This is a genomic window from Pseudanabaena sp. UWO311 (genome assembly GCF_006937785.1).
Lineage (GTDB): Bacteria > Cyanobacteriota > Cyanobacteriia > Pseudanabaenales > Pseudanabaenaceae > Pseudanabaena.
In genome coordinates, this window is the sequence record NZ_SJEE01000023.1 from 61,646 (window position 1) to 73,590 (window position 11,945).

Here is an 11,945-nt window from a genome sequence, read left to right on the forward strand (position 1 = left end):
GGGCTTTGTGCTTTGGGATTATCCCGAAATAACTTGGTGCAATTTTTCAACTAGTTCTTGTTCTCGATATGGTTTACAAAGATATGCTTTTGCGCCCAAATCTAAAGCTAACTTCCGATCATTTTCGTTGTTCTTCTCGGTGAGTACAATGATTGGTAAATTTTGCAGATCATCATCAACAAGAACACTCGATAAGAGTTTGAATCCATCCATATGAGGCATCTCTAAATCGGTAATTACCACGTCAACTTTTGTCTTTATCTCTAAGCAGTTTTTGAGAAACGCGATCGCCTCTTTTCCATCTTGAACTTGCTCAGTCAAAAAACCAGACTTGGTAAGCATCATTGCTAGATAGCGCCGCACATTAGCCGAAGACTCCACAATTAATACTCTAGGCTGCTGGGGCTTCACAGGAGGTTTCACGAGCTCATTAGTAAATAGTCCCGAACTTTCCAAATTTTCGGGCTCAGGAGATCGAACCAAGTCACGGGCTGAGTTACTATCTGCTGATGCGCTGGAAAAAGATGGTGTATCACCTGCACTAAAAAAGTCTGATAGACTACTCAGGTTTTCAAAATTTGAATACATCTCTTGAGAGCCCGAAACATGAGCATCAGAGCGCAAACATTGGCTGACTAACTCAGCAGGATTAAGCAAAGCCACAGCCTGATTACTTCCCAAGACAACTGTGCCGAGAAAAATATGTGGAAGGGAAATATTGCCTTCAATTTGATGAAAGGTGGCTTCCTGATCATGCCAGCAACCATCTGTTTGCAGAGCAAACAGATCATTTTCGTAATGGATAACTAAAAGTGAAGGTATGGCTTGAGAGGGTTTTTGACTTTCAGGAGAATTTGTTGATTGTAGAGATTGGTTGCTTGATTGCAAACTGGATTGGCTCAAGCTATGGCGGCAATTTAGCTTTAGCAAGGAATTTAGGCGAATTACAGGCAGTATGCGATCGCGCCATAGTAAAGTTTCTTTCTCCTCAGAATCAAGAATAGGCGAGTTACTGTGAACCACTTCTAAGATCATTTTACTGGGAATGGCTAGGCACATTTGATTAACATCAATTAGTAGTACGCGAATTACAGAGTTCACATTCGGTAAAACCAGAGTAAATTGAGTGCCTTTTCCCTTTTGAGACTTCACCGAAATATTCCCACCAAGCTCTCGCAACTTCTTTTTTACATCACTTAATTTAGTCCCAGTTTCTGAATTATTAGGTGCGAGATTAAAGCTGGGTTCAAAAATTAAATTGATTAATTGCTCATCACTCATATCCATTGTTGAGAAACCTGACATACCTGCAATTGCTGCCGACTGCTCAACCTGATGGCGGATCTTTTCAATGTCAATTCCACAACCATCATCACTAACTTTGATGATCGTACTTTCATCGGTTTGAGTTGCTATAAATTCAATTTTCCCTTGCGGTGCTTTCCCCTGTAGTTGGCGATCATGGGGAGACTCAATTCCATGTTTAAAGGCATTCCTTAGTAAGATCTCAAGTGGCTTAGCGATTGTTTCAGAAATTAATCTCTCAACTTCTACTCCAGCACCTTGGACAACTAGCTCTACTTGCTTGCCGTACTGTGGAGACAAATCGCGCAATATACGTGGAAACCTTGTCACGAGACTAGAAATTGGGTGTTTAAGGAGTTGCTTCAGATTTCTTCTTAAATGATTAACATCCTGACTCATTGCATAGGTTTGCTGCTCAGTTAGTGAAAGCATATTCACAATCTGATCAACTGCATTTTGCAAACCCGTGATCGCAGTTTGGCTCTGTCTGCTATCTGCGTTATATTCTAGTGATTGCAAATGATTTTGAGCTTGGCTCGATAGCGTTTTAATTTCAGCTAAATAAATATCTAAACTTCCCTTACGTACTAATAATTCTTCTGACAAATCCCCCAACATTTCTAAATGATTTAAAGGAATGCGAATAGTCGCATCATTTCCCTTCGTGTCAAGCTGAATGTCACCTTGGCTGTTATTATGAGAACTCATATCTAAATCTATATCAGTTTTTGTGTCTGGAGATAAGGCTGCAAAATCTGCATAAGAAATTTCTGTATCTCCAAAATTCATAAGTGATAAGTCATGCCAAGAAGAACTGATATCTTCAGCATTATTCTGGTAAATTGGAGATTCTTCTATGGCTGTGTCAATGTCTGAAGTAGGGAAATCTTCTTTGAGCATCTCCGCTAGCATTGTGCTGCTGTCTATATCCGATGGACTTGTAGATGTCTTGGGGTGAAGATAATCCTCAGAATCTAGGCTAGCTGTACTGGAATCTGATGACTCAAAAAAATTGTTGGGAGTCATATCTTCAGAGATGTCATTATTAGGTAAGTCAAAATCTGATAAGTCAAAAGCAGGTACTAGTTCTTCATCGTTCGGTTGTACCCAAGACTCCATTGCTGTAAATTTAGTCCAAACATCTTCTGTCTCGGCAGTGTCTTCAATATCTAATTTCTTCTCATTCCACTTAACGCTTTTGATTTCAGTTTGATTATTATTTTCTAGTGATTGCTCATTGACTGTCGCAGAAAATATCTCTGCGAATAACTCTGGCATTGGCAATATTTCTCCATTGTTAGTTTTATCGGATTCCTGAAGGCTTTCAGTAAACTCGTCGAAATCACCTGTAAATGAATCTGTTAAGCTAGGAAATAAAGTCGTCAACTCGTCATGAGCATTATCTGCGATATCTTGAAATAGTTTGCTAGAATCCCAATCATCTTGCTCTTGATCTATTTGAATCATGAGAAACCCATCAGAATTGTCTAGTGATTCTATTGGTGCTATACAATCTTCCAGTTTGGACAACTCAAAATTCATATCAAAGAGATGGAGAGCCTCTGGGGTGTCTTCTAAATTAAATGGCTCATCTGCAATGTCATATAGATTTAGATTTTTTCTGGATATAGTCTCATCTGTTGCTAATTGTAGATGTTCGTTTATCTGAGCAAATAGATTGCTTTGAATTTCTATCCAGTCTTTAGATAAATCCATCTCTAAACAATATTCATTAATTACTTGATTGGACATATTGATGACCTCAATCAGCAATTCTTTGGCAACCCAATCAATCTCTGTACGACGATCGCACAATAAATTGATTGAAGCTTCAAGGTTATGAATTATTTCTGCGAAAGGTGAGTTGGGTATATAAAAATCAGCTTTAATTGCCGCATCCTGAACCAACTTAATCGTAGAAATTATGCCATCAAGTTGCTGGTGAAAACTTGGCAACCGCACATCTAACTCTAAAATTTTATTTTTTAACTCATGCATTAAAGCTAGAGCTTCCTTAGCAAAGATTTTCTTGGTTTGTGGAACTATTTCAATCATGGGAAAATCCATTACATATATATCTAGTAAACTTCTATCTTGAAATTAGCAAAGTGAAGTATTGCTGTTTTTTGCCAATTCAAACTGAATCTTAGCGAGTTTTGAAATGAGTCAAGGATTGCTGAAGTTCTCCAGAATAGCCTCTAGTAGCTTGAATTAATTTGGAGGCTTCCGAAGAAGATGCAAGCGTCCTCCTAGCCATATGCGAAATATCATTCATCAAGTTAGCAACTCCCTCGGATGTCTGGGCTTGTGAAGTTGTTGCCTCGGAGATTGTGATCATTAATCCATCAATTTGTTGTGAGATTTGAACGATTTGTTGCAGGCTATCTTTAGCAGCGATCGCTAAGGTGTTACTCTCCGATAGTTGAGTACTGCCAGACTCAACTGCTGACATCACTGCTTTAGTTTCATTTTGAATATTTCTGAGGAGGATTTCTACTTCTTTCGTCGCTGTAACTGAACGAGCGGCTAGTTCTCCTACCTCTTCTGCAATCAGTACAAATCCACTACTTGTATCGTTTGACCGTGATGCTTCAAGCGAGGCATTTATAGCTAGAAAGTTGGTCTTAATCGCAATTTCATTAATTGAAGAAATTGCCTTAGCAATTTTTTGAGAGACAACACCTAAATGCTTGACTCTCTTGGCGGTTGTGGCAACTATATTTTGTAATTCTCCGACCTTGGACATCACTGCGTCAATAGAGCGATCGCTATCGGATAGCTTTTCGGCTACTCGTTGCGATGATTGCAATACTTGCTGACTATTATTGACAATTCTTGTTGCTGACAACTTAGACATCTGCATTGTGTTGAGCGATCGCGTAACTATATCTACTTGTCGTTGAGAGACATTGGCAAGATTAGCGATCGCCTGTTCGTTTTGCCCCAGTGAGAAATTAACTTGGTTTGCCGAAGATTTAACTTGACCGACAATATTTTGTAAACCCCGAATCACATCATCAAAAAATATGGCGACACTGGGTAAACTTCCGTCAACTGATTGAGTGGAAACCGTAAGATCACCATCAGCTAAAGCTTGGACATCCTTAAGCATCTGCATCAAATGCTCCTGAAGATCTTCCTTCTGTTGGCGATAGCTCTCAACTTCGGCATGGCGCTGTACGATCTCTGATCGGACTTTTTTTCCTAGACGCAATACATTTTCATCAGACAAATCCGCATCTTTTGCTTCGCGTTTTTCTTCTCTAGCCAGTTTTGATAAGACGTTAAATAACTTTACTACTTGTAACTGTAAGTTTTGTTTTTCCTGCTCTTGCTTTTGCATCATTGTCTGAAATTGTTCAGACATTTTATTAATACTTAAGGAAATATCAGAGAGTTCATCATTTCCATCTGTACTCAAAGCCCCAAGACTGACAGTAGTAGTCCCTTGTCTAATATCTCGTAAAGCAGCGCGAATATCTTTAAGCCTTGAACTAAGTTTACGAGATAGAGCATAGGCGATTGTTGCTACTAGCAATGGCGTAGCTGCTATGCCAATCCCAATCACCAATAGTAGACTTTGATTGCCAGTAATCGCTTTAGTTTTATCTATTGTCGTTAATACATCCCAAGTCAACATGTCATAGGTCTGGATGTCAGGCACATTCGCATAGGCAACCAATTGTCCATTGCGATCAACCTTGACCATATCGCCTATGCCAGAAGATTTTGAAGTTCGCAAATCTTGGAGCACTGCAAAACTTGTTGACACATCCTCTCCAACTTTGACAATCTGTGAACTAGTAATATATTTGTTGGAGCTATCGATTACATAAAAATCTTTATTCCCATTGGCATCTTTACTGGCAATAGTTAAATCATTTTCTAATTTTTTTACAGGAATTTCAACCTGCAAAATCATGTTGACTTTTTGTGAAACAGAACTCTTGATAGATCTAGCTGCGTAGAGGTATACTCCATCTTTCTCAACAACAGGGTTGCCAAATAAGACGGCATCTGCCGAAAGGGCTTTGCTCAGGATATTAGGGTTGAGAGTTTGTAAGGTTTTCGATGTGCTTGACTGAGCGATTAGCTCACCGTTAGTAGAAAACAGCGCAATGCTATTGTAATTAGGGTAAGCCTGACTATAGAGATTTAACCGATTTGTCAACTGCTGCTTGTATTGACGCTGTTGAGCAATTGGCAATGAGTTGAGTGGATTAGCTGCTTTATCGTTTGGTGGTGGAGTTGGGAGCTTGAGTAATGTGTTCTGCCCTATCTCATTTGAGACTAATAATTTTTGCAACACATCCACATCATTAAGCTGCTGCTTTAAAAAGTTTCTAGTTACGTTAGCTAAAGCGATCGCCTCTGATTGCTGCGCTTGTTTGACCTTATTTAACAGCAAGCCATCCCCCACTTGGTATGCTGCGACACCCAAGGCGATCGCAGGAATAGTCGCTACCAAAGCACCCCATAAAGTAATCTTTTGGCTGACGCTAGAGAATTTAAACACATCCTCTAATGCGATCGCAGAAACATCATTGCCCGCAGAAACTTTACCGTGAGCTAAAACACCATTTCCCGTAGAACCTTTACCATCAGAACTGTTACGCTCTTGGTTGAGATCATGATCCTGAGAATCCATCCCCCATCCCAAAAACACAGATTCTACAGGTGGGAATTCGATTCTTTGTTTATTATTTTCGCTTGCTTCTTGAATATTGGCGATCGTATCGCTAAAAATTGATGTAGGAGCCTTGTCAGTTATATCTTCTAGGTCTCCAATCATTATCCCCGCATCTTCAACCATCAGAGTTTCATTATCTGCGAATGAAGTTTCTAATGAGAATAATGGTTCTTGCAAAGCAGTTATTTCTTCCTGCTCCTGTTCCTCTTGCTGGATCTTAAATTGCGCGGCGATCGCAGGTGGTGGTGGGACTATTCCATTACCATTAACTAAGGCATTTACAGCGACTTTTGGCTTAAGAGCTACATTAATGGAAGAAGGGTTAGCTAGGATAGCAAGGTCGCCTGTAGTTGAGTCGTCATGGTCAAGAATGTAGGAAATACTCTTATTGCTAGATCCACTATTTATCTTTGAGCCAATATTTTGCGTATCCTCTAGTTGCAATGCTCTATAGTTAGCAGCCTGAGCTTTATCTGCATCGCTTGATTCTTTTAACTTAGGGCTGAGCGATTCTACATCTTTCTGAAATTTTTTTTGAGGCTTATTTGTCTGAGAAATATTAGCTAGTTTATTTTGGATTTGAGCAAGCGAAGTACTCGCGAGATCAAGTAAATCTGGATCATCTGTAAGAGTCAATACTTGCTGGTATTGCGTCTTCGCATAATCAATTTTACCTGCCTTACGAAAGGTAGCACCTAACCAAATATGCAGCTTGGGATTGCGAGGATCTTCATGCAACAATTCCGAGAACTGTTTCATCGCCTCTTCATACCGACCCTCTGCATAGGACTGTAGAGCTGCCTGATACTGCGCTGTCATCATGTTCGCCCCTGAATGAAAATACGTCTTTGTTTCAAGAAGGATGCTTAAGCCTCGACAAGCTTCCTGATACATAATTAAACGCATTTATATATAAATCCTCTAGCGCCATTTTGCTTGTGTTTCCCAAAAAAAGTGTTATGATAGATAAGGATTTGTTGCACTCAGCTAAATAAAAATTGAAAAAACTGGTTTTATTGCTTGGATGTGATTGGCTCCTCAACCTAAAGTTGGATGAAAGACGCGAGTCTGACCCCACTCTTTCTTGGGATGATGCCTGTGAAGGACCTAGTATGTTCCGATCGACCTTCTAACTATCAGGGTTGTAACCACTGTTAACAACCTCGGTCGATCGCTTCTCATCTTGGAGAAGACTAAATATTTTCCGAAACTTAATAAGCTGTAGAAAGGACGCTTGGGGCGAGAATTTTTTACTGCATGCAGATTTTAAAATTGTCAATATCTATCTTTTGACTGATTAGGTAGTGACAACTTTACTTTAGCGTCGCAAAGAAAAAGTTATTGTTCTTGGATGTTTAGTTTCGCTTGTTTTATTACGGAATTCTGCTCAAATTTTTTTCGCATACATTTACAACACATAGCATCTAGGACAAAACAGAATCATGAAACGCGAACTACTTAAACAGACTGTTGAACACATTGACATCAAGGCTTTTGATGTAGTCGGACTGGTTGATGCAATGGCTAACACAGCTTTTCAAGGAAGAAATCTTGGTCGTGCTGCCCATATCTATGACGATATGATCAAAGACAAAGATTGCGCAATCATCTTGTGTTTAGCGGGTTCTTTATTTAGTGCGGGTCTTAAAGGAGTTGTTTACGACTTAATCGCCAACAACATGGTAGACATGATTGTCTCTACAGGCGCAAACATCGTTGATCAAGACTTCTTTGAAGCCCTCGGATTTCGTCACTATGTCGGCGACACCTTTGCTGATGACAGAGTACTTCGCGAAAATGCGATCGATCGTATTTATGACACCTACATTGACGAAGATGAATTGCGTGTTTGCGACATGACGATCGCCGAAATCGCCAATTCACTTCCTCCTCGTCCCTATTCTTCCCGTGAATTCATTTACGAAATGGGTGCATATCTTGACAAGAATGCTAAGAACCGTCACTCCGTTGTGTTGGCAGCTTATGAGCATCAAGTTCCCATCTTCGTTCCTGCTTTCAGCGACTGTTCCGCAGGTTTTGGCTTAGTTCATCATCAGTGGTTCTCTCCTGAAGAGCATGTCAGCATCGACTCTGTACGCGATTTCCGCGAGTTGACTCAATGTAAGTTGGCAAGCCCTCATACTGGTCTATTTATGATCGGTGGTGGTGTTCCTAAGAACTTTGCGCAAGATACTGTGGTTGCTGCTGAACTGCTTGGTTTTGAAGCCGCAATGCATAAGTATGCAGTTCAAATCACCGTAGCTGATGAACGCGATGGCGCTCTATCTGGTTCGACTTTGAAGGAAGCACATTCTTGGGGCAAGGTTGATATTGTCCAAGAGCAAATGGTTTACTCTGAAGCAACTGTGGCATTGCCTCTAATCGCTGGTTATGTCTACGGTAAAAAGAATTGGTGCGATCGCGCTCCTCGTCAATTGGCTCAAGTATTCAACAAGCCATCTATTGCGTTCAGTAGTATTCCTACACCTGTAGGCGTATAGATTAGTCCTGCTTTCATCAAAAATAAATGGGTGCGCGAAGCGCACCCATTTATTTTTTGATGAAAGATATATAATCGCAGACAATATTAGCTCTGGACTGTCATTTATGAGAGGAATATGATGACTATTAAAGTTTTACACCTCTCCGATATTCATCTTGGTAGTACCACTCATGGCAAAGTCAATCCTCAAACAGGATTGAATACTCGACTAGAAGACTTTGTAGCAGCATTGACGATCTGTATAGATCGCGCAATTAACGAGCCAGCCGATATCGTTCTATTTGGTGGTGATGCTTTTCCTGATGCTACGCCGCCGCCACTTGTGCAACAAGCCTTTGCCAAGCAATTTCGCCGCCTTGCTGATGCGGGGATTCCCACCGTGTTATTAGTGGGTAACCACGATCAACATTCACAGGGAGTTGGTGGTGCGAGTTTGGCGATTTATCGCAGTCTAGCTGTGCCGAACTTCACGGTGGGAGACACGATCGCCACACATAGAATTTCAACTAACGCAGGTGAGATTCAGATTATTACATTGCCTTGGATTACGCGATCGACTTTGTTGACTAAATCTGAGACAGAAGGCTTCTCGATGACTGAAGTAAGCCAGTTTTTGATCGATCGCTTGCAGGTAGTGATCGAAGGCGAAATCCGCCAACTCGATCCGCAGTTACCGACGATTATGCTCGCTCATGTGATGGTGGATACAGCTACCTATGGAGCAGAGAGATTTTTAGCGGCTGGCAAAGGTTTTACTATTCCTTTATCAATGCTAACTCGTGAAGCCTTTGATTATGTGGCGCTCGGTCATGTACATCGTCATCAGATTCTAGCCACGCAACCACTTGTGGTTTATCCAGGAAGCATTGAGCGTGTTGATTTTGGCGAAGAGAATGAAGCGAAAGGATATTGCTGGTTGGAAGTTGAGAAGGGGAATGTAAAGTTTGATTTTTGTCCAATTCCTACCCGTGCCTTTCGGACAATGGAAGTGGATGTGACCCAATCTGATGATCCCCAAGCGAAGTTACTTAAAGCGATCGCTAAAGGGAAAATCGATCAGGCGATCGCTAGACTAATCTATAAGGTCAGAGCTGAGCAGTTAGCGTTAATCGACGATCGCCTATTACATGAAGCAATGGCGATCGCTCATAACTATGCGTTGATCCCTGAAGTTGTCAGCCAAAATCCGCGTAGTAGGATGCCAGAACTCAGCACGGCTGAGGCGCTCGATCCAATGACTGCTCTCAAGACCTATCTCAGCACTCGCGAGGATTTAAAAGGGCTTGAGCCAGAAATGTTGACTGCGGCCCAGGAATTACTCAGCGAAATTGGATTGGATATGGATGCAGTTGATCTTGCCAATGATTCAGCTCAGCCCAAGCCCAGTCAATTGGTGATAAGTTTCAATTAGTTGAGTTTGAAGTGCTTCTCTAGAAACATGACGCAATGCGGCGGCACGATCATAAATTTGCCTGATACTAATATCAGTACGATCGTCTGTTTCCAAGAGAAATCTGTTATTTGGTATTGTAGTGATCGCTTGCAGAATAGGAGAGCGATCGCTTAAAATTGCGGCTCCAAAGGAGAAATAGAAATCATGCTTGAGCAGTCGTTGAAAGACTTCTTCTTTCTTATTGAAACCATGAATAATCCAAGGAACCGTAGATTTAGTATCTTTCTTAAGAGCAATTAATTCTGAAAAAGCTCTGACGCAATGAATTACAATCGGTTTCTGTAATGATTCCGCAAATTTTATATGTTTTTGAAAAATAGAAATTTGTGTTTCTAAAGGCAAATCAATATTCCGATCTAATCCACATTCACCGATCGCTACAACCTGCGATAATTTCGCTAAATCCACAAGATTTAACCATGCAGATTCCCATGTTTCTAATTGGATAAACCAAGGATGCAAACCAAGACTACAGATGTTCGGCAGTTCTTCTACTTGCAATTCTGGCGTAACATGGAGGGTTTGCAAATTGATTAGATCTGGGGATTTGCGATCGCAATGTGTATGAAAATCAATATACATATTCAGACCCACAAATTAGAGAGAGGCGCTTTGCGCCTCTCTCTAATTCTATTCGACAATTTTTGCCTCTAGTTCCTCAATCCGCTTCTCTAATTTGCGAACTGTACGCAGTAGATCGGGAAGTTGACGCTCAGCGATGACGATGCGCTTCCAATCTTTTTCAGGAACGACGGGATAGCCCATCATCGTGACACCTGCGGGAACATCGCTAGGAATACCCGACTTCGCACCAATGATTGCGCCATCACCGATGTGGATGTGATTAGCAGCACCACCCTGACCTGCCATGACTACATGATGACCAAGGGTGACACCGCCTGCTAAGCCCACCTGTGAAGCGAGAACCGAGTGTGCTCCAACTTCGACTCCATGACCGATCTGGACAAAGTTATCCAATTTTGCACCCTTATGAATAATCGTCACTCCAACAGCAGGACGGTCAACGGCACAAGAGCAGCCTAGTTCGACATTATCTTCAATGATCACATGTCCGATTTGAGGGACTTTGTACCATGTGCCATTAGGGGAAATCTCAAAGCCAAAGCCGTCGCCGCCTAAAACCGTGCTGGGATGGAACAGACAATTTGCGCCGATTTGAGTGCGATCGCTAATTACACAATTGGCATGAATGGTAGTATTTGCGCCAATCTCGACATCGTTGTAAATGGTGACATGGGGATAAATGGTGACATTATCGCCAATTTTGACGCGATCGCTAATGACCACATAGGGTGCGATCGCAACGTTATTCCCCAACTGTACATCTTCACCCAAAATCGCGGTGGGATGAATACCGACAGGCGGAGTGGGCGGTTGATAAAACTTTTCGAGAACCTTGGCAAATAGGATGCGGGGATGGGCGGTACGAATACAAGGCAGGGTTGACGGAGTTTTGAGATCGAGGATGACAGCGCTAGCTTGGGTATCCTTGAGATGGGCGACAAATTTCGATGAAGACACAAAGGTTATCTCTCCAGATTGCGCCTTATCGATCGCGGCGACACCCGTAATTATGGGATCAGCACCATCGGATTCAAATCGACAATCGGGCAGTGAGGCGACAAACTCGGCTGCGAGTTCGGAGAGTTTGAAAGAAATTGTTTGTGTCATAGATCTGATGTCATATCAAGAATACGCGATTACCATAATACTTAATTGTGCCAAAACACGCGGCTTAGCGATGAACCAAACTTGATAGCGATCGCCTAAAACATCCACACCTGATTGACTGACAAAAGACTAGGAAGCCCAGTCGAGAGTAGAAGCATAGAATGAAATACGGAATAATTTCTGAAGATATTTTCGACGAGAAGCGATAGCAGGGTCAGAGTCAAGATAAGAAGTAAAAGAGTAGGAAGGCAAGAAAGCCCAGTTTTTCGTGATCGCGGAGTGAATCCAGTTCCAGCCAATCT

6 protein-coding genes are annotated in these 11,945 nt (G+C 41.6%); 2 read left to right on the forward strand and 4 right to left on the reverse strand.

Annotated features, from left to right (window positions below; translation table 11 throughout):
* Positions 1 to 18 precede the first annotated feature (18 nt).
* Positions 19 to 3,372, reverse strand: coding sequence for a response regulator (locus PseudUWO311_RS16750; RefSeq protein WP_142656383.1), 3,354 nt, complete (start codon positions 3,370 to 3,372; stop codon positions 19 to 21).
* A 79-nt stretch (positions 3,373 to 3,451) separates the two neighbouring features.
* On the reverse strand, positions 3,452 to 6,901 hold the full coding sequence (locus tag PseudUWO311_RS16755) for a methyl-accepting chemotaxis protein (protein WP_142656384.1): 3,450 nt from the start codon (positions 6,899 to 6,901) through the stop codon (positions 3,452 to 3,454).
* 536 nt (positions 6,902 to 7,437) lie between these two features.
* Between PseudUWO311_RS16755 and PseudUWO311_RS16760 the strand changes: the two genes are divergently transcribed.
* On the forward strand, positions 7,438 to 8,496 hold the full coding sequence (locus tag PseudUWO311_RS16760; RefSeq protein ID WP_142656385.1) for a 1,9-bis(guanidino)-5-aza-nonane synthase: 1,059 nt from the start codon (positions 7,438 to 7,440) through the stop codon (positions 8,494 to 8,496).
* Between the two features lie 120 nt (positions 8,497 to 8,616).
* Positions 8,617 to 9,909 (forward strand): exonuclease subunit SbcD, encoded by a 1,293-nt coding sequence (gene sbcD / locus PseudUWO311_RS16765; RefSeq protein WP_142656392.1) that lies wholly within the window; start codon positions 8,617 to 8,619, stop codon positions 9,907 to 9,909.
* Here the strand turns inward: sbcD and PseudUWO311_RS16770 are convergent.
* Together PseudUWO311_RS16770 and lpxD are read right to left on the reverse strand one after the other, a co-directional pair.
* Positions 9,865 to 10,533 carry a TatD family hydrolase gene (locus tag PseudUWO311_RS16770; RefSeq protein WP_142656386.1) on the reverse strand — a complete coding sequence of 223 codons (669 nt, stop codon included), beginning with the start codon at positions 10,531 to 10,533 and terminating at the stop codon, positions 9,865 to 9,867. The genes sbcD and PseudUWO311_RS16770 overlap by 45 nt on opposite strands.
* Before the next feature lie 48 nt (positions 10,534 to 10,581).
* Complete coding sequence (gene lpxD, locus PseudUWO311_RS16775) at positions 10,582 to 11,643, reverse strand: UDP-3-O-(3-hydroxymyristoyl)glucosamine N-acyltransferase (RefSeq protein ID WP_142656387.1); 1,062 nt, start codon at positions 11,641 to 11,643, stop codon at positions 10,582 to 10,584.
* Positions 11,644 to 11,945: the final 302 nt, after the last annotated feature.

Excerpts from the sequence above, each read along its gene's own strand:
- PseudUWO311_RS16750 (WP_142656383.1), bottom strand. The coding sequence starts at position 3,372 with ATGGATTTTCCCATGATTGAAATAGTTCCACAAACCAAGAAAATCTTT.
- lpxD (WP_142656387.1), bottom strand. The coding sequence starts at position 11,643 with ATGACACAAACAATTTCTTTCAAACTCTCCGAACTCGCAGCCGAGTTT.
- PseudUWO311_RS16755 (WP_142656384.1), bottom strand. The coding sequence starts at position 6,901 with ATGCGTTTAATTATGTATCAGGAAGCTTGTCGAGGCTTAAGCATCCTT.
- sbcD (WP_142656392.1), top strand. The coding sequence starts at position 8,617 with ATGACTATTAAAGTTTTACACCTCTCCGATATTCATCTTGGTAGTACC.
- PseudUWO311_RS16770 (WP_142656386.1), bottom strand. The coding sequence starts at position 10,533 with ATGTATATTGATTTTCATACACATTGCGATCGCAAATCCCCAGATCTA.
- PseudUWO311_RS16760 (WP_142656385.1), top strand. The coding sequence starts at position 7,438 with ATGAAACGCGAACTACTTAAACAGACTGTTGAACACATTGACATCAAG.